Genomic DNA, 17,477 nt, shown 5'->3' with positions numbered 1-17,477 from the left:
CCTTTACCTGGGACGCTGAGAGCACCCTCATTTGTGAACTTGTGAATCGATGAACTTGTCCTTCACGGGTTCAGCTGATTCGTAGGAGGTGCCTCCATCCCATGCTCGTCCGAGACGCCATGAGCACGGTGGTCCTCACCGTCGGCCCCGCCCACACCCTCCGCCAAGCCGCCGCCCTGATGTCCGCCCGCCGGGTCGGCGCCGCCATCGTCCTCGACCCGGACGCCGGCGGTATCGGGATCCTGACCGAGCGGGACATCCTCAACTCCGTGGGCCTGGGCCAGAACCCGGACACAGAACGCATCGACGCCCACACCACCAACAACGTCGTGTTCGCCGCCCCGACCTGGACCCTGGAGGAGGCCGCCCGCGCCATGGCCCACGGCGGCTTCCGCCACCTCGTCGTGCTCGACCGCGGCGAACCCGCCGGGATCGTCTCGGTCCGCGACATCATCCGTTGCTGGGCACCGGCACCCGCCCGGCCGCACGTCGTACCGGTCTGAACGCGCGACGGGCCGGGCCCCGCGAGGAGCCCGGCCCGTCACCGGTGCGCGTCAGCCGCGCAGGGCCTGGACCGCGACCTCCAGCCGCTTGCCGAAGTCCCCGTCGGCCCGGCGGAAGTTGTCGATCGCACGCTCGGCGATGTCGTCCCGCGAGACCTGCGCCAGGGCGCCCGCGAGGTTCTTGACCAGGCGCTCCTTCTCGTCTTCCGCCATCAACCGGTAGAGATTGCCGGCCTGGACGAAGTCGTCGTCCTCGGCGTGCACCGGGGCCGCGTGGTCGCCGGTGGCACCGGAGACCGGGACCGGCTGCCAGAGCGGACGGTCCGTCTGGGAGGGGCCGCCGAAGCTGTTCGGCTCGTAGTTCCTGGCGCCCTTGTGGCGGCCGTCGTACAGGTGGCCGTCACGGGAGTTGGTACGCGCCTCGGTGGCGTGCAGGCGGTTCACCGGCAGTTGGCCGGCGTTGATGCCGACGCGGTAGCGGTGGGCGTCGCCGTAGGCGAAGAGGCGGCCCTGGAGCATCTTGTCCGGGGACGGGCCGATGCCGGGCACGAAGTGCGCCGGGGAGAAGATCGACTGCTCGACCTCGGCGAAGATGTTCTCCGGGTTGCGGTTGAGCTCCAGCTTGCCGATCTCGACGACCGGGTAGTCCGCGTGCGGCCAGACCTTGGTCAGGTCGAAGGGGTTGAAGCGGTAGGTCCGGGCCTCGGCGGCGGGCATGATCTGCACGCCGACCGTCCAGGTCGGGTACTCGCCACGCTCGACGGCCTCGCGCAGGTCGCGCTGGTGGGAGTCGGGGTCCTCACCGGCGACCCTGGCGGCCTCCTCGGCCGTCAGGTTCCTGACCCCCTGGTCGGTCTTGAAGTGGTACTTCACCCAGAAGACCTCCCCAGCTTCGTTGTTCCACTGGAAGGTGTGCGAGCCGAAGCCGTCCATGTGGCGGTAGGACGCCGGGATGCCGCGATCGCCGAACAGCCAGGTCACCTGGTGGGTCGACTCGGGGGACAGCCCCCAGAAGTCCCAGACGTTGTCCGCCTCCTGCGAGCCGGTGTACGGGTCGCGCTTCTGCGTGTGGATGAAGTCCGGGAACTTGATGGCGTCCTTGATGAAGAACACCGGGGTGTTGTTGCCGACGAGGTCGTAGTTGCCCTCCCCGGTGTAGAACTTCAGCGCGAAGCCACGCGGGTCACGGACGGCGTCCGCGGCGCCCAGATTGCCGGCGACGGTCGAGAAGCGCAGGAAGACCTCGGTCTGCTTGCCGACCGCGGAGAGGAAGGCGGCGCGCGTGTACGGGGTGACGTCGGCGGTCACCGTGAACGTGCCGTAGGCGCCCGCGCCCCGGGCGTGCACCACCCGCTCCGGTATGCGCTCGCGGTTGAAGTGGGCCAGCTTCTCCAGCAGGAGCTGGTCCTGCACGAGCACCGGGCCGCCGGCGCCGGCGGTCTCGCTGTTCTGGTTGTCGGCCACCGGTGCGCCGGACTCCGTGGTGAGCGGTCCCTGCATCACTACTACCCCATCCTGAATCTCAACCAATTCCACCGCCGATCCTACATTAGACAAAATACAAATCAACTACAGCTCCAAAGTCACACCTGTTCGGAAACTGGTCCTCTTGCTGTTAAGCTGGTTCGCATGAGCGACCTTCTGGAACGACTGCGCGGACGCGGATGGCGGATGACCGCGCAGCGACGCGTCGTGGCCGAGGTCCTCGACGGCGAACACGTCCATCTGACGGCCGACGAGGTCCACGCCCGGGCTGTCGCCAAGCTGCCCGAGATCTCCCGGGCGACCGTCTACAACACCCTCGGTGAACTGGTCTCCCTCGGCGAGGTGATCGAGGTCTCCACGGACCAGCGGGCCAAGCGGTACGACCCGAACGCGCACCAGCCGCATCAGCACCTGGTCTGCGCCCGCTGCGGCGCGATCCGCGACGTCCACCCGATCGGCAACCCGCTGACCGACCTCCCCGACTCGGAGCGCTTCGGCTTCACGGTCTCGGACGTCGAGGTGACCTACCGCGGCCTCTGCCCCAACTGCGCGGCAGCCTGATCCACACCCCGAAGCCCCGGCCCCCTGCGGGGGGCCGGGGCTTCGCACTGCCCCCCGCCTCCAAAACACCAAGGGCCGGAACCCATTCCTGGATTCCGGCCCTCAGTCTTCAGTAGCGGGGACAGGATTTGAACCTGCGACCTCTGGGTTATGAGCCCAGCGAGCTACCGAGCTGCTCCACCCCGCGTCGGTGAACCAGACATTACGTGAAGGGAGCGCCGGGAAGCAAATCGCTTTGGATCATCCAGGCTGTGCGGCGACCGGCGACCGGCGACCGGCGCGGGGAGCGGGGGCCCACGGGGCACAGCCCCCGGTGGGGTCGAAGGGGCACAGCCCCTGGGGACGGGAATGGGGAGGGGCGGCGGGGGCGAGACGCCCGGCGCCGGCCACAGCCCCACCCGCACACCCGGCGGAGCCGCTACGCCGACAACTCCTCCCGCAGAGCGTCCCGCAACCGCGCAGCCCGCGCGGCGACGGCCTCCGGCCCGAGCGTCACCGCCCGGTCGGCCCACCGCTGCCCCACCGCCAGCTCCCCCCGACGCGCGTAGACCAGGGCCAGCCGAAGCGCCGCCCGCCCGTGCCCGGCGTCCGCGGCCCGCTCCCACCACACCGCCGCCTCGGGCTCACTGCCCTCCCGGGCCAGCAGCAGCCCCAGATTGAACGCCCCGTTCCGCGACCCGGCCTCCGCCGCCGCCCGGTACCACCGCGCCGCCTCGACCACGTCCCCCCGGGCCGCCGCCAGCATCCCGACCCGCACCTGTGCCCGCCGGTGCCCCTGGCAAGCCGCCCGCTCGTACCACTCCTCGCACTCGGTCTTCTCGTGCACGACCTCACCGAGCTCGTGCGCCGACTCGGCCGGCCGTCGCGCGTCGAGCACGGTCGCCAGCCGGTACGCGGCCTCCGCGCTCCCGCCTCCCGCCGCGCACCGCAGATGCCGCTCGGCCTCCTGCTCGTCGCCCTCCCGCAGCCGCGCGATCCCGACCTGCAGCGCCGCCTCCGTGTGCCCGGCCGCAGCCGCCCGCTCGTACCAGCCCAGCGCGACTACGTCCTCGCCCCGCCCGGCGTAGAGGATCCCCAGGTTGAACGCGGCGTCCACGCTCCCGGCCTCGGCCGCCTTGGAGAACCACGGCTCCGCGCCCGTCGTGTCGCCGCCCTGCAGCAGCAGGATCGCAAGCGCGTTCGCCGCCTCCCGGTGCCCGGCGTACGCGGCCCGCCGGTACCACTGCTCGGCCTGCGCGGTCCGGCCCTGCTCGGCGCAGAGCAGGGCGAGGTTGTAGGCACCGTTGTCGTCACCAGCGTCCGTCGCCGCCCGGTACCACCGCTCGGCGGTCTGCGTCTCGCCGCGTTCGGCGTGCAGCGCGCCGAGCGCGTTGGCCGCGTTGCCGTCGCCGTCCTGCGCGGCCCTGAGCCACCACACGGCCGCGCTCTCGGTGTCCCCGGCGTCGCGCAGCAGGAAGCCGAGCGCGCAGGCGGCGCGCGCCTCGCCGTCCTTGGCGGAGGTCAGGTACCAGCGCCCGGCCTCCTTCAGTTCGCCCCGCTTCTCCAGGATCGCGCCGAGCTGCAGCGCGGCCCGCCGGTGCCCGCGTGCGGCGGCCTGGCGGTACCACTGCTCGATCTCCTCGACAGCGTTGTCAGCGCCGGTCTCCTCCTCGTTCGCGGCTCTGCGGTCGAGTACGCGCGCCAGCCGGTACGCGGCCTCCCGGTGGCCGCGCTCGGCGGCGGCCCGCATCCACTGCTCGGCGGCGGGCTCGTCCCCGCGGTGCTCGAGCAGGTCGGCGAGCGCGTACGCGCCCAGTGCGTGTCCCTGTTCGGCGGACTGCCGCAGCCAGTACTCGGCGGCGGGCTCGTCCCCGCGCTCGCGGTGGTGCCGGCCCAGCGCGTGCGCGGCCGCCGCGGAGCCGGCGACGGCGGCGATCCGCCACCATCCGGCGGCCTCGTCGGCGTACCCGCGCTGGTGCAGCAGGACGCCCAGGTTGTTGGCGGCGGCCCGGTCACCGGCCGCCGTGGCGGCACGCAGATGGGGTTCGGCGCCGTCGAGGTCGCCCCGGCGCAGCAGCATGGCTCCGAGGACGCTCATCGCCTCGGCGTCACCGGCCTGCGCGGCGAGCCGCTGACGCGCCTCCTCCGCGGCCTCACCGGCCTCGTCGCGGTCGACTGACGGCACGAGGTCGGCGGGCAGCACAACGTCGGCATCCTGCGCAAAGTCAGCAGGATGCACAAAAGGCCCTGTATCCAACAGAGATGCCTTGTCCCCCATAACGTCCATCGTCGCACCACCTACAACCGGGGTACACCCGGTATACCGCAGCCCGTGAGGTCACTTCAGCGTTTTGTCGACATGCCCACAGAGAGACAAGTCAAACACAGATCGCCGAACTCCCCACGGCGGCGCGGCGACTCCACGCACCGGAAAATGCGTTCGCGGCCCCCTCCGCACACCACGAAGGCCCGGATCCATAACTGGATCCGGGCCTTCGATTTCAGTAGCGGGGACAGGATTTGAACCTGCGACCTCTGGGTTATGAGCCCAGCGAGCTACCGAGCTGCTCCACCCCGCGCCGTTGTGTGCCAACCGTATCACGGCGCGGGGGTCCTCTTGATCAGCCCGGTCAGCCGCCGCTGGTCTTGTCCGGCTTGGACTGCGCTTCCGCTGCCTGCTTCAGCGCTTCCTGGAGGTCCTTCTGCGCCTGGCCGTACGCCGTCCAGTCGTTCTTCTTCAGGGCCTCCTGGCCCTCGTCGAACGCCTTCTGGGCGTCCTTCAGGGCCTGCTGGACCGTCGGGTTGCCGGACGTGGGCGGGTTGGCGTTGCCGGTGCCGGTGTCCGTGTCGGACGGTGTGCTCGACGGCTTGGTTCCGAAGACCACGTCGAGGGCTTCGTCGAGGGTGTCCTTGAAGGCGGTCTTGCCCCCGTAGGTCACCAGCACCTTCTTCAGCAGCGGGTACTTGAGGCCGCCACCGCGCACATAGACCGGCTCCGCGTACAGCAGGCCTCCGTCGAGCGGCACCGTCAGCAGATTGCCGTACTCGATGTCGGAGTCGCCGCCCTTGAGCAGCTTGATGGCCGCGGCGATCTCCTGTTCGGAGTTGAACTTGCTCTGGACCTGTTTCGGTCCTTCGACCGCCGTGCTCGTCGGCAGTTTCAACACTCTGATCTTGCCGTAGTCGCTCGTTCCCGCCTCGGCGTCGACCGACATGAAGGCGCTCATGTTGTCCCGGCCGTTCGGCGTGAACGTCGTCGACAGCGAGAACGCCTGCGACGCCTGACCGGGCATCCTCATGCTCAGGTAGTACGGCGGCACCGCGTTGCCCGACTTGTTGGTCGGGTCGTTCGGCACCTGCCACACCTCGCTGCCGGTCAGGAAGGTCTGCGCGTCGGTCACGTGGTAGCGGGTGAGCAGCTCGCGCTGGACCTTGAACAGGTCCTGCGGGTACCGCAGATGGGACATCAGGGTGTCGGAGATGGCGGTCCTCGGCTTCACCGTGCCGGGGAAGGCCTTCATCCAGGTCTTCAGGACCGGGTCCTTGGTGTCCCACTGGTAGAGCTTGACCTCGCCGGTGTACGCGTCGACGGTCGCCTTCACCGAGTTGCGGATGTAGTTGACCTGGTTCTGCTGGGCCACCACCGCGCGGTTGTTGTTGGTGGCGGTCAGCGAGTCGGCGGTCGTGTCGCCGAGGGTCGTACGGGAGGCGTAGGGGTATCCGTTCGTCGTCGTGTACGCGTCGACGATCCACTGGATACGGCCGTCCACGACCGCCGGATAGGCGTCACCGTCGATGGTCAGCCAGGGGGCGACCGCCTCCACGCGCTCCTTGGGCGTGCGGTTGTAGAGGATCCGCGAACCCTTGCCGATCGCGCCCGAGTAGAGCATCTGCGGCTCGTTGAAGGCCACCGCGTAGGCGGCGCGGTTGATCGGGCTGGAGAGGCTGACCCCGCTCTTCGCCTGGTAGCTGGTGGTCTTCTCGCCCTGGTCGTCGGAGTAGTCGACCTCCTTCTGGGGGCCGCCGACGATGGAGTACGTGGTGGTCTTCTCGCCGTAGTAGACGCGCTGCTGGTACGTCGGGAGGTCGCCCTTGGACGGCAGGTTCTTCTCGGTGTAGACCGGCTGCCCCTCGGAGTCCGCCTCGGTGCCCTTGGCGGCGACCACGCCGTAGCCGTGGGTGTAGCGGAAGTGGTTGTTGATCCAGTTCTTCTTGGGGATGCCGGCGAGGTTCAGCTCGCGCAGGCCGATGACGGTGTCCTGGTCCTTACCGTCCTCGCCGTCCTTGCCGTACCGGTCGACGTCGAGGTTGGTCGGGAAACCGTAGTAGTTCCGCATCTGCTGCATCTGCTGGAACGTGGGCGAGACGATGTTCGGATCGAGGATCCGGATGCTCGCCGCCTTGCCGACGTCGTCGCGCAGGGTCGTCTTGTCCTTGGTGGTGCTCTCGCCCGCGTACTCGGAGACGTCCGCGTCGTCGATGCCGTACGCCTCGCGCGTGGCCTTGATGTTCTTCTCGACGTACGGCGCTTCCTTGGCCTGCTCGTTCGGCTGGACCTGGAACTTCTGGACGATCGCCGGGTACAGGCCGCCGATGAGGATCGCGGAGAGCACCATCAGGCCGAAGCCGATCATGGGCAGCTGCCAGGTGCGCCGCCACAGGGTGGCGAAGAACAGCAGGGCGCAGATGACGGCGATGCAGAACAGGATCGTCTTGGCGGGCAGATAGGCGTTGGCGTCGACGTACCTCAGGCCGGTCCAGTGGTCGCTGGCCTTGAAGTCGCTGGACTTGACCGCCAGCCCGTACCGGTCGAGCCAGTAGGCGACCGCCTTCAGGGCGACGAAGACGCCGAGGAGCACCGACAGGTGCCCGGTCGCCGCGGCCGTGGCGCGCGCGCCCGGGCTGGTGACGCGCAGCCCGCCGTACAGGTAGTGGGTGAGCGCGGCGGCGATCAGGGACAGGATCGCGGCGGCGAAGCCGAAGCCGAGCAGGAACCGGTACCAGGGCAGGTCGAAGGCGTAGAACGAGACGTCCAGATGGAACTGGGGGTCCTTCTGGTGGAAGGGCACGCCGTTGACCCACATCAGCCAGGTCCGCCACTGCCCGGCCGCGGACGCGCCCGCGATCAGGCCCACCAGGGCGGTGATGGCGAACAGCAGCCACTTCTTGTACGGCGCGATACCCATGCGGTAGCGGTCGAGGCTCTGCTGTTCCATGGACATGGCGCTCAGCGGGGGCCGCATCCGGTGGGCGAGCCAGATGTTGAAGCCGACCGCTATGGCCATCAGCAGCCCGAAGACGAAGAACAGGCCGGTCTTCGTCCACAGGGTGGTGGTGAACACGGACGAGTAGTGCACCGAGCGGTACCAGAGCCAGTCCGTCCAGAAGCCGGCGAACATGGTGAACGCCATGCCGAGCGCGGCGAGGACCCCCAAGGTCATGAGCAGGGTCCGGGCGCGCCGGGACGGGCGGCCCACTCTGATCCGCGGTCCCGTCGGTCCTCCGCCGCGGTCCGGCATCTGGAAAGCCAAGGTGCGCCCCTCGAAGTTCGCTGTCGATCCGTCAGGCCCTCGTGTTCTCGGGCCGTCCGTGGTCCCCCGTGATCGCGGTCCCACACCTATGCAACTTACTCACGGTTTACTCGGTTCCCGATTCCGGCCGGGAACGAGGCAGGATTGTGACCATGTCCAACACTCCCATGGCAGCGAGCCCGCTCACCCGGGCCGTACTCGAGATCGACGAGTACGCCTCCGGCCTCGGCTGGGACCAGCCCGCTCGCCTTTTCGCCCTCGTAGACACCGCGCGACTGCGGGCCCAGGAACCCTCGCTCGCGGCGCAGCTCGGCCTGCAGGACGAGCCGGAGACCACCGGTCTCACCCCGATCGAGCAGGACGAGGTTCCAACGGACCGGCCGCTCGACGAGTTCCTCGGCACCATCGCCTGGCCCGACGCGGTGGCCGGCTGCGCGCTGACCGTGGAACGTCTGATGCTGCCGCCGTCCGCCGAGGCCCAGGTTCCCGAGGGCCTGAACGATGCGAAGCTGGCGAAGTGGGTGGCCGCCCACCCCGAGCGCCAGGAGGTCCGTATGACGGTGGCGGTGCTGCGCGACGGCACCCGCGAGTCGGCGCTGCGGCTGCGCGAGAAGGACTCCGCGACGGAGGTCCTCACCGGCCCCGAACTGGTGCCGGGGCTGGCGGAGGCGCTGAGGGCGACGTTCGAGGAGTGAGCTGACTGATTCCCCCGGCTGCCGGGGTCAGCCCTTGGCGGTGCACTTCGGCAGGTCGGCGGTGTCGCCGGCGCGGATGTCCTTGAGGGCTCCGAGGGCGTCCTTGATGGTGTGCACCTTGACCAGCCGGAGTCCACTCGGGGTGTCCTTGGCGGCGGCGGCGCAGTTCTCGGCGGGCGTCAGGAAGTACTGGGCGCCCTTGCCGCGCGCGCCGACGGTCTTCATGTCGATGCCGCCGATCGGCCCGACCTTGCCGTCGTCGTCGATGGTGCCTGTGCCGGCGACGAACTTGCCGCCGGTCAGGTCGCCCGGGGTGAGCTTGTCGTAGATACCGAGGGAGAACATCAGGCCGGCGCTGGGGCCGCCGACGTCGGCGAGCTTGATGTCGATGGTGAACGGGAAGGTGTGGTCGGTCCCGGCGGAGATGCCGACGATGGCGCGCTTGGCTCCGCTGTCGTGGGAGGTCGCCGTGGTGATCGTGACGTCCTTGGTGGTGGTCGCCGTCCGGTGCTCCTTCTCGGCGGCGGCCTGGTCCTTGGCCGGGATGATCTTGAATACGACGTTCTGGCCGGGCTTGTGCTTGGTCACCAGCTTGGCGACGTCGTCCGGCTTCTTGACCGCCGTACCGTCCACGGCCTTGATCACGTCACCGGCGTGCAGCCTGCCCTCGGCCGGGGAGCCCTTGACGACCGTGGCGACGATCACCCAGGACGTCACCGGGACGCCCAGTTCCTTCAGGGCGGCGACCTTGGCGCTCTCCTGCGACTGGGTGAACTCCTCGGCGTTCTCCTGGGTGGACTGCTCCTCCGTCTTGCCGTCCGGGTAGAGCGTGTCGTGCGGCACGACCTTGCCGTCGCGGGCCAGCCATCCATAGACGGCCTCCACCAGGTTCATCCGGTAGTCGGCGCTGGTGACCCTGACGGTGGTCATGTTGAGGTGCCCCGAGGCCGCGTACGTCTTGTGCCCGGAGATCTGCAGCACCGGCTCGCCGTCGTGGTCCCCCAGGGTGTTCACGGTCGGCCCCGGCGACATCTCCGAGTACGGCACGGGGATGAAGACTCCCGCGCACAGGAGCGCGATCAGCATCAGGGTGGAGGCGAGCATCGTCGCGGTGCGGCGTGGCATGTCTCGACAGTACGGGACGCCCCTGTCGGCGCACCGTCAGGGCCGCCTTTGTACCGTTCCCGTCAAGTACGGGAGTGGGACCTCTCCATGGCCTCACGGAAACGGGCGTATCCGTCCAGCTCGGGGCCGTCGCTGCGGACCTTCCGTGTCCGGCTGGCCCAACTGCCCCAGAGACCGGCGGCGATGGCAGCCACCAGCGGAATCAGCAACCAGGCGAGCGCCGCCATGGCGACCTCCCAACCCCTTGTGAGCATCCGGACTGACTGATCAGCAGATTAACCTTCCGCACTGACAACGCTCACGGGAGGGGTCCGGTTACGCAAGCCGGGGTACGGCAGGTGGCTCAGCAGGCGCCGACCCACTCCTCGGTACCGTCCGAGAACTTCTGGTGCTTCCAGATCGGCACCTCGTGCTTGAGGTCGTCGATCAGCTTCCGGCAGGCCTCGAAGGCCTCCGCCCGGTGCGGGCACGCGACCGCTACGACGACGGCGAGATCACCGACCGCCAGGTCACCCACACGGTGTACGGCGGCCAGCGCCCGCACCGGATAGTCCGCGACGACCTTCTCCGCGATGCGCCGCATCTCCGCCTCGGCGCTCGGATGACACGAATACCCCAGCGTGTCGACGTCCGCACCCCCGTCGTGATTCCGCACCGTCCCCACGAACAGCGCGATCCCCCCGGCGGCATCGTCCCCGACGGCCCGGAACACCTCGTCCACGGAAAGGGCACCCTCCCGCACACCGATCAACCTGATGGGATCCCGACCGGCCCGCTCTCCGGGATGCTCACTCCTGGCTTCCATACGACCATCGTGCCGCACCCCACGAACAACACGAAACAGCCCACCCACGCCGGAGCCCCGCCGATCCCCACGGCACAACGCAACCAGACCAATACCGCCGCCCGCCCCGAAGGGCCCCGCCGGGGCGCGGTAGACAGAGCCCGGCTGCACCACAGGCCACAGCCCCAGAGGGCCGAGCCGCCAACGGGGCACAGGGGCACACCCCCTGCCGAGGCCCAGCGGGCCCGACCCTCGGCGGGGCGCAGGGGCGCAGCCCCGCAGAGGCCCAGGGGGCGCAGCCCCGGTGGGGTCCAGGGGCGCAGCCCCTGGGGTTGGGAAGGGTAGGGGCGGCGGGGGCGAGAACCCCTCCTCAGATGCGGCGCCGCGCCTTCCGGGCCCGCCGCACCACGGCGGCGGCGCCCAGCAGAGCCACCGTCGCCCCCGCGGCCCCCGCCGCCGTCGCGTCCTTCCGCCCCAGCCGTCGCCCGGCCACCGTATGCCGCCCGGAGACCTCCTCCAGCAGCTCCTCGAGGACCTCCTCATTGGTCCACTTCGGCCGCCACCCGGCGTCATGCAGCCGGCTCCCGCTCACCACCCACGGGTACATCGTGTACGCGAGATCCCCCGCCGGAGACGGAGTCAGCCCGATCCGGTGCAACCGCGCCGCCGCCCCCAGCGCAACCGCCGACGGCAGCTCCATCCGCCGGATCCCGCTGAGCTCCTCGACCTCCTCCTGCTCCAGCCACCCGTCGCACCCGACGGCCAGCTCCCCGTCGACCTTTTCCAGAACGGCGTACTCCAGCGCCCCGCACAGATCCTCGACGTGACAGAACTGCCAGGCCGGCCGCGACCCGGCCACCACCAGCAGCCGAGGCGACTCGAAGTACCGGGTCAGCGCGGTGTCGGTGCCCCCGACCAGCACAGCGGGCCGCACGACGGTGACGTTCAGCCCGGGATGCGCCCGCGGAGCGCGCCGCGCCAGCCGCTCGATCTCCAGCAGGTCCCCGACCCCGGTCGCCTCGGCCGTCGCCCGCAGCTCCGCGTCCTCCGACAGCGGCAGCTCGTTGTCCGGCAGCGCCCCGTAGACCATCGCGGAGGTGCACAGCACCACACGGTGCACCCCGGCCGCCGCGGCCGCGGTCAGCACGGTCTGCGTCCCCCGGACGTTGTAGGCCGTACGCGCCGCCGGATCGGTCTCCAGATCCAGGTCGAGCGCGAGGTGGACGACGACATCGGCGCCGCGCAGCTTGTCCGCGATCGCCGGGTCCCGCACGTCGAGGATGTGCCACTGCGCCGCCGCGCACTCCCCTCGCCGCTCGTCGATGGCGACGACCTGCTTGACCTCGTCCGACGCGGCGAGCCGCTCGGTGAGCAGCGCCCCGACCCCGGTCGCGGCACCGGTGACGGCGACGACGGGCCCGCGCGTGGCAGGACCGGTTGAGTGGTTTCGCGCTGCGCGAACCTGCGGATCTGGGGAACTCACCAGGCGTCTCCAGCGGTTGTCTTCAGTACGAGCGTGAGTGACGCGTACGTACCAGGTGGCATCCATCCTGCCGCAGGCCGAGAGTCGGCGAAGCACCGAGGCCCTATCGGGTCGGGGTGTCTACGCTGGGTGGTGTTGTCGGGCAGCCGCGCCGCCGGGAGAACCGGTGGCCTTACCAGCCGAGGAATCCCGTGAGTGACACCCCATTCGGATTCGGCCTTCCGCCGGAGGAGCCGGAAGACGGCGACGAGGGCAAGAAGAAGGACCAGCAGAGCGGTGGTGGGCAGGGACCGGCCAACCCGTTCGGTTTCGGCGCGCCCGGAGCCGGCGGCTTCGGCGGCCCCGGTGCCGATAATCCGCTCGCAGCCATGTTCGGTTCGCTGAACCCCACCGACCTGGGCGCCGCCTTCCAGCAGCTGGGCCAGATGCTCTCCTACGAGGGCGGCCCGGTGAACTGGGACATGGCCAAGCAGATCGCCCGCCAGACGGTCTCCCAGGGCACCCCGGACGGCGTCAAGGACGCGAGCGTCGGCCCCTCCGAGCGCCAGTCCGTGCAGGAGTCCGTCCGTCTGGCCGATCTGTGGCTGGACGACGCGACGTCCCTGCCGTCCGGTGCCGGCACCGCGGTGGCCTGGTCGCGCGCGGAGTGGGTCGAGGCGACCCTGCCGGCCTGGCAGGAGCTCGTCGACCCGGTCGCCGAGCGGGTCGGCGCGGCCATGGGCGACGTCCTGCCGGAGGAGATGCAGGCCATGGCGGGCCCGCTGATCGGCATGATGCGCTCGATGGGCGGTGCCATGTTCGGCACGCAGATCGGGCAGGCCGTCGGCGTACTCGCGGGCGAGGTCGTCGGCTCCACCGACATCGGCCTGCCGCTGAGCCCGGTCGGCAAGGCCGCGCTGCTGCCGGCGAACGTCGAGGCGTTCGGCAAGGACCTTGGCGTGCCGAAGGAGGAGGTGCGGCTCTATCTCGCCCTGCGCGAGGCCGCCCACCAGCGCCTGTTCGCGCATGTGCCGTGGCTGCGCTCGCACCTGTTCGGCGCCGTCGACGGCTACGCGCGCGGGATCAAGGTCGACACCGCCAAGCTGGAGGACGTGGTCGGCCAGTTCGACCCGCAGAATCCCGAGCAGCTGCAGGACGCCCTCCAGCAGGGCATGTTCCAGCCGGAGGACACGCCCGAGCAGAAGGCGGCCCTGGCCCGCCTGGAGACCGCGCTGGCGCTCGTCGAGGGCTGGGTCGACGCGGTGGTCCACGCGGCCGCGAAGCCCCGCCTGTCGTCCGCCGACGCACTGCGCGAGACCCTGCGCCGCCGCCGCGCCACCGGCGGCCCGGCCGAGCAGACGTTCGCCACGCTGATCGGCCTGGAGCTGCGCCCCCGTCGTCTGCGTGACGCCTCCCGGCTGTGGGCCTCGCTCACCGACGCGCGCGGCGTGGACGGCCGGGACGCCCTGTGGGCCCACCCGGACATGCTGCCCACGGCCACCGACCTGGACGACCCGGACGGCTTCGTCCACCGCGAGCAGCTCGACTTCTCCGAGCTGGACAAGATGCTCGGCGAGGCGGCCGACAAGCCGGACCTGCGGAAGAAGGACGACGGCGAGGCGAAGGACGACGACGCCGAGTGAGCCTCCACGACGACGCGGTCCTCGTACTGAAGGGGTACGAGGACCAGGAGGTGCTGCGCCAGGTCTATCTGGAGCACCTGGACGCACATCCGGACGGGATGTGGAAGGCCTGCGGGGACGGGCACATCACGGCAAGCGCCCTGGTGATCGACCCGGAGCACGGGCGGGTGCTGCTGACCCTCCACAAGAAGCTGCGGATGTGGCTGCAGATGGGCGGTCACTGCGAACCGGCCGACACCGTGCTGGCGGATGCCGCCCTGCGCGAGGCGACGGAGGAGTCGGGCATCGTGGGGCTCGCACTGCTGCCTGGAGGGCCGGTGCGCCTGGACCGCCATCTCACGCCGTGCGCCTGGCACCTCGACGTCCAGTACGCGGCGCTCGCTCCGGTGGGTGCCGTGGAGGCGATCAGCGACGAGTCCCTCGACCTGCGCTGGTTCGCGTACGACGAGGTGGCGGACGTGGCGGACGACTCGGTCGTACGACTGCTCGAGGCCACGCGCGCCAGGCTCTGACGACGTAGGGGGCAAGAGGTAAGGGGTGGCCGCCATAGCGGTCACCCCTTACACGTGCTCAGCTCCAGACGTTCCCCTGGTTCTGTCCACGCGCCCCCTGCTGCCCCATCCCGAACTGCGCGGCGATGCCCTGCCCGATCTGGGCGTTCTGCGGCGGCAGCAGTTCACTCGGCTGGACCAGCGCGAAGCCGCTGCCCATGAAGCTGAGCTCCCAGCCCTCACCGGTGTTGCCCCGGCGCCGCCACACCCCGGAGGAGTGCGTCTGGGCCTGCATCTGCACGCGCAGGCCGGTGGACCAGGCGACGATCGCGTCGGCGTCGCAGTTGACGTACTTCTCGGGCGTGACCTGCATCAGCAGCGGGGCGCCCGAGGTCATCAGGGCGACCTTGCCACGCCCGGTGATGTTGAGCTGGTACTTCCCGGAGCCGGAGATGCCGTACAGGCTGTCGACGGCGATGACCTCGTGGTGCAGCGAGGAGTCCATGGCGAGGACGTAGCTGCTGTCGACCGTCAGCCCGTCCTGCTCCACCTCCATGACGTGGACGTGCTGGGCGAGGTTGGCCAGGTAGACCGTGCCCTGCCCGTGGCAGCGCATCAGGTCCAGACCCTCGCCGGTGTACGCACGCGCGCGTGCCTGGTTGTTGCTGCGGTACTCGGCGTCGAACTCGACGAGTCCCTGGTAGGCGACCATGGTGCCCTTGCGGGCGAGGATGTCGTCGTGCCCCTCCAGGGTGACGCGGAGCATCTGCTTGTTCTGCAGGCTCCAGCGCTCCTGCGTCTGCAGGTCGTTGTGGGCGAAAAGCGGGCTCTGCATGGTGTGTGTGCTCCCCCTCAGCCCCGGAACCGGAGGCGGTCGGTGCTGTCCTCGCTGGGCTGGACGACGACGATGCCCTGGCCGGAGAAGGCCATCTGGTACGCCTCGCCGCTGCCCCGGCCGATGAGCGACTGGGCCTTGAAGCTGCGCTTGCCCTTGACCTTGAGGTTCGGGGACCAGGCGACGAGCGCGTCCGGGTCGACGTACGTCTCGTCCTCGCCGCCGCCGCAGTCGACGACGATCGGCTTGCCCCGCGAGGTCAGGGCGACCCAGCCCTGGCCGGAGATCTTCGTGTTCCACATGCCCTGACCGGCGAACTTCGCCAGGCCCTTGACCCGCTCGACGCCCCAGGTGAGATGGGCGTCGAAGGCGAGCAGGTTGGTGGCGTTGACGGAGATGCCGTCGCCGTTGAGATTGATCACGACGACGTCGGCGCCGTAGTCGGCGAGGTAGAGCAGACCGTCCCCGGTGCACTTCATCAGGGGGGCGCCCTCGCCGGTGATCCAGTCGCGGGCGATCTGGCGCACGGCCGGCGGGTTGGGCTCGTACTGGATGAAGCCCTCGTAGGCGACCATCGAGCCCACGCGCGCGAGGAGGTCGTTCCCGGTCTGCATGGCGACCTTCAGCATGTGGTTGCCGTGGTTCTCCATGCGGGCGGTGACGGGGGCGGGGGCGTAGCCCGCGAGCTGCTGGTTCATGACGGGCTCCCTCAGACCTCGTACGGCTGGACGACGATGAAGTTCCCGGGCGCGCCCCGGAACTGCAGGTTGACGCTCTCCCCGGTGTCGCCGGGATAGGCGTTGCGGCGCATGCGCACCTGGCTGGAGACGATCACCTGGGAGGCGGCCGACCAGGCGACCACCGCGTTGCAGTCGGCGAACGTGGTCGGCGTGACCGGCAGGACGACGGGGGTGCCGTGCGTCTTGACGACGATCGTGCCGGTGCCCTGGAACTGCATGGTGAACAGGGCGCCGCCGGGGATGCCGTGGCCCTCGATGCGGCGGACCTCGTACTGCAGGCTCTCGTCGAAGGCGAGGACGTTCTCGGCGGAGACACAGATCGCGTCGCCCTGGAGTTCGACCGGGTGCAGGTGGGTGGAGTTCTCGGCGAGGAACACCTGGCCCTGGCCGGTGCAGCGCATCAGCTGCATCTCCTGGCCGGTCGCGTTGCCGACGATCCGTCCGGCGAAGCCCGCGCCCTTGTAGCTGAAGTCGACCTTGCCCTGGTAGAGCACCATGCTGCCCTGGCGGGCGAGCACGGGGTGGCCGCCGATGCCGAGGTCGACGCGGATGAGCTTCTTGTTCTGCTGCGTCCAGCGCTGCCCGGTGGGCGTCTCCTTGAACTGCTGGAGCGCGGCGCTGACACCGGCGCCCTGGGGGGCGCCCTGGGGCACGCCGTACGGCGCGGTCTGCTGGCCCGGGACCTGGCCGAACGGCGGCTGCTGGCCGTAGCCGGGGGGCGGTGTGGGCTGGCCGTAGCCCGGTGGCGGGGTCGGAGCGTGCGGGGCCTGCGGCTGGCCGTAGCCGGGGGGCGGGGGCGCGCTCGGGGCGGCGGGCCGGCCGAACTGGGGGGCCGGGGCCGGCGGCGGGACCGGGCCGGTGGGCGGGGTCAGGGGGGCGATGACGGTCGGCGCGGCATGCACGTTGGGCGCGGGTGCCGGAGCCGGGGGCTGGGGGGCCGCGGGCGGCGGCGTGAAGCCCTGCGGGGCGGGTGCCGGAGCGGGCTGCGGCACGGGTGCCGGAGCGGGTGCGGCCGGGACGCCGAACGCGGGTGGCGCGGGGGTCTGGGCGGGCGGGGCGAAGCCGGGCGCGGCCCCGGTCTGCGGCTGCTGCGGGGCGGCGGGCGCCTCCTCCTCGAGCACCTCGCCACCGAAGTTCTTCAGCAGCGCGTCGAGGCCGCCGTCGAAGCCCTGTCCGACGGCGGCGAACCGCCACACGTCCTTCAGGTAGAAGTCGCCCAGCATCACGGCCCGTTCGGTGGAGAACTCCGATCCGTCGAACGAGTACCGGGCCACCTCCTCGCCACCCGCAACGATGCGCAGGTATCCGGGGCCGACCTGCGACATCTGGCCGACGCCGTCGACGGTCGCCGTGAACGACAGCTTCTGGATCTGCGGCGGGACACGGTCCAGCGTGATCCGGAAGGATTCCGTGTCACCCGCCTGCGCGCCCAGGAGCTGGACGGCCTCCTCGGGGGACTTCGGCTGGTTGAAGAAGATGAAGTACCGGTCGTCGGAGAGACGTTCGTCGGCGTCGAGACCGAAGCAGCTGATGTTGAAGGTCAGCCCGGGGGCGGAGATCTGCACGCCTACGTACAGATCGGTGCCCGCCGTGAGGTCACTGATCCTGGCCTTGTGGCCCCGTTGGAATTCCCTGGCCATGCG

15 protein-coding genes and 2 tRNA genes are annotated in these 17,477 nt (G+C 70.3%); 5 read left to right on the top strand and 12 right to left on the bottom strand.

Translation table 11 applies throughout. From position 1 onward, the window contains the following. The first annotated feature begins 101 nt into the window (after positions 1-101). Positions 102-503 carry a CBS domain-containing protein gene (locus tag ACH45E_RS37415; RefSeq protein WP_361449906.1) on the top strand — a complete coding sequence of 134 codons (402 nt, stop codon included), beginning with the start codon at positions 102-104 and terminating at the stop codon, positions 501-503. A gap of 51 nt (positions 504-554) precedes the next feature. Here the strand turns inward: ACH45E_RS37415 and ACH45E_RS37410 are convergent, their stop codons facing one another. Then, positions 555-2,006 (bottom strand): catalase, encoded by a 1,452-nt coding sequence (locus ACH45E_RS37410; RefSeq protein ID WP_361449904.1) that lies wholly within the window; start codon positions 2,004-2,006, stop codon positions 555-557. A gap of 126 nt (positions 2,007-2,132) precedes the next feature. On the opposite strand from ACH45E_RS37410, the gene ACH45E_RS37405 reads away from it, so the two are divergent. Continuing rightward, positions 2,133-2,549 carry a Fur family transcriptional regulator gene (locus ACH45E_RS37405; protein ID WP_361449901.1) on the top strand — a complete coding sequence of 139 codons (417 nt, stop codon included), beginning with the start codon at positions 2,133-2,135 and terminating at the stop codon, positions 2,547-2,549. A gap of 113 nt (positions 2,550-2,662) precedes the next feature. Here ACH45E_RS37405 and ACH45E_RS37400 read toward each other — a convergent pair. The 4 genes from ACH45E_RS37400 to ACH45E_RS37385 all read right to left on the bottom strand — a co-directional run bounded on the left by ACH45E_RS37400 (position 2,663) and on the right by ACH45E_RS37385 (position 8,047). Next, positions 2,663-2,736 (bottom strand) — tRNA-Met (locus ACH45E_RS37400). A gap of 231 nt (positions 2,737-2,967) precedes the next feature. Further along, on the bottom strand, positions 2,968-4,815 hold the full coding sequence (locus ACH45E_RS37395) for a tetratricopeptide repeat protein (protein WP_361449898.1): 1,848 nt from the start codon (positions 4,813-4,815) through the stop codon (positions 2,968-2,970). Positions 4,816-5,033: 218 nt separating this feature from the next. Continuing rightward, positions 5,034-5,107: transfer RNA gene (locus tag ACH45E_RS37390), tRNA-Met, on the bottom strand. Between the two features lie 51 nt (positions 5,108-5,158). Then, positions 5,159-8,047, bottom strand: coding sequence for a UPF0182 family protein (locus tag ACH45E_RS37385; RefSeq protein WP_361450261.1), 2,889 nt, complete (start codon positions 8,045-8,047; stop codon positions 5,159-5,161). Between the two features lie 164 nt (positions 8,048-8,211). On the opposite strand from ACH45E_RS37385, the gene ACH45E_RS37380 reads away from it, so the two are divergent. Further along, on the top strand, positions 8,212-8,754 hold the full coding sequence (locus ACH45E_RS37380; protein ID WP_361449895.1) for a PPA1309 family protein: 543 nt from the start codon (positions 8,212-8,214) through the stop codon (positions 8,752-8,754). Between the two features lie 27 nt (positions 8,755-8,781). On the opposite strand, the gene ACH45E_RS37375 is transcribed toward ACH45E_RS37380, so the two are convergent. From ACH45E_RS37375 to ACH45E_RS37360, 4 genes are all read right to left on the bottom strand, one after another. Further along, the gene (locus tag ACH45E_RS37375) at positions 8,782-9,879 is read right to left on the bottom strand and encodes a PDZ domain-containing protein (RefSeq protein WP_361449892.1); all 1,098 of its coding nucleotides are present in this window, start codon (positions 9,877-9,879) and stop codon (positions 8,782-8,784) included. Between the two features lie 62 nt (positions 9,880-9,941). Then, a complete protein-coding gene (locus tag ACH45E_RS37370; protein ID WP_361450279.1) occupies positions 9,942-10,133 on the bottom strand; it encodes a hypothetical protein in 192 nt (63 codons plus the stop codon). An 89-nt stretch (positions 10,134-10,222) separates the two neighbouring features. Continuing rightward, the gene (locus ACH45E_RS37365) at positions 10,223-10,684 is read right to left on the bottom strand and encodes a molybdenum cofactor biosynthesis protein MoaE (protein WP_361449889.1); all 462 of its coding nucleotides are present in this window, start codon (positions 10,682-10,684) and stop codon (positions 10,223-10,225) included. A 349-nt stretch (positions 10,685-11,033) separates the two neighbouring features. Then, positions 11,034-12,146 (bottom strand): SDR family oxidoreductase, encoded by a 1,113-nt coding sequence (locus ACH45E_RS37360; protein ID WP_132853266.1) that lies wholly within the window; start codon positions 12,144-12,146, stop codon positions 11,034-11,036. Between the two features lie 191 nt (positions 12,147-12,337). Between ACH45E_RS37360 and ACH45E_RS37355 the strand changes: the two genes are divergently transcribed. Next, complete coding sequence (locus ACH45E_RS37355; protein WP_361449885.1) at positions 12,338-13,768, top strand: zinc-dependent metalloprotease; 1,431 nt, start codon at positions 12,338-12,340, stop codon at positions 13,766-13,768. After that, a complete protein-coding gene (locus tag ACH45E_RS37350) occupies positions 13,765-14,280 on the top strand; it encodes an NUDIX hydrolase (protein ID WP_361449882.1) in 516 nt (171 codons plus the stop codon). Before ACH45E_RS37355 ends, ACH45E_RS37350 begins: the two co-directional genes overlap by 4 nt. 58 nt (positions 14,281-14,338) lie before the next feature. On the opposite strand, the gene ACH45E_RS37345 is transcribed toward ACH45E_RS37350, so the two are convergent. From ACH45E_RS37345 to ACH45E_RS37335, 3 genes are read right to left on the bottom strand one after another with little or no spacing between them, the layout of a single operon-like run. Beyond that, entirely contained in the window at positions 14,339-15,094 is a 756-nt protein-coding gene (locus tag ACH45E_RS37345; RefSeq protein WP_361449879.1) for an AIM24 family protein, read from the bottom strand. A gap of 17 nt (positions 15,095-15,111) precedes the next feature. Further along, the gene (locus ACH45E_RS37340) at positions 15,112-15,792 is read right to left on the bottom strand and encodes an AIM24 family protein (protein WP_361449876.1); all 681 of its coding nucleotides are present in this window, start codon (positions 15,790-15,792) and stop codon (positions 15,112-15,114) included. A gap of 11 nt (positions 15,793-15,803) precedes the next feature. Further along, on the bottom strand, positions 15,804-17,474 hold the full coding sequence (locus ACH45E_RS37335) for a TerD family protein (protein ID WP_361449873.1): 1,671 nt from the start codon (positions 17,472-17,474) through the stop codon (positions 15,804-15,806). Positions 17,475-17,477: the final 3 nt, after the last annotated feature.

It is taken from the genome of Streptomyces sp. NPDC020299 (genome assembly GCF_044387825.1).
Classification (GTDB): domain Bacteria; phylum Actinomycetota; class Actinomycetes; order Streptomycetales; family Streptomycetaceae; genus Streptomyces.
Note: the sequence above shows the minus strand (reverse complement) of the source record. Positions and strands in the feature narration are given on the sequence as shown.

Excerpts from the sequence above, each read along its gene's own strand:
- ACH45E_RS37415 (WP_361449906.1), top strand. The coding sequence starts at position 102 with ATGCTCGTCCGAGACGCCATGAGCACGGTGGTCCTCACCGTCGGCCCC.
- ACH45E_RS37405 (WP_361449901.1), top strand. The coding sequence starts at position 2,133 with ATGAGCGACCTTCTGGAACGACTGCGCGGACGCGGATGGCGGATGACC.
- ACH45E_RS37395 (WP_361449898.1), bottom strand. The coding sequence starts at position 4,815 with ATGGACGTTATGGGGGACAAGGCATCTCTGTTGGATACAGGGCCTTTT.
- ACH45E_RS37385 (WP_361450261.1), bottom strand. The coding sequence starts at position 8,047 with ATGCCGGACCGCGGCGGAGGACCGACGGGACCGCGGATCAGAGTGGGC.
- ACH45E_RS37380 (WP_361449895.1), top strand. The coding sequence starts at position 8,212 with ATGTCCAACACTCCCATGGCAGCGAGCCCGCTCACCCGGGCCGTACTC.
- ACH45E_RS37375 (WP_361449892.1), bottom strand. The coding sequence starts at position 9,879 with ATGCCACGCCGCACCGCGACGATGCTCGCCTCCACCCTGATGCTGATC.
- ACH45E_RS37370 (WP_361450279.1), bottom strand. The coding sequence starts at position 10,133 with ATGCTCACAAGGGGTTGGGAGGTCGCCATGGCGGCGCTCGCCTGGTTG.
- ACH45E_RS37365 (WP_361449889.1), bottom strand. The coding sequence starts at position 10,684 with ATGGAAGCCAGGAGTGAGCATCCCGGAGAGCGGGCCGGTCGGGATCCC.
- ACH45E_RS37345 (WP_361449879.1), bottom strand. The coding sequence starts at position 15,094 with ATGCAGAGCCCGCTTTTCGCCCACAACGACCTGCAGACGCAGGAGCGC.
- ACH45E_RS37340 (WP_361449876.1), bottom strand. The coding sequence starts at position 15,792 with ATGAACCAGCAGCTCGCGGGCTACGCCCCCGCCCCCGTCACCGCCCGC.
- ACH45E_RS37335 (WP_361449873.1), bottom strand. The coding sequence starts at position 17,474 with ATGGCCAGGGAATTCCAACGGGGCCACAAGGCCAGGATCAGTGACCTC.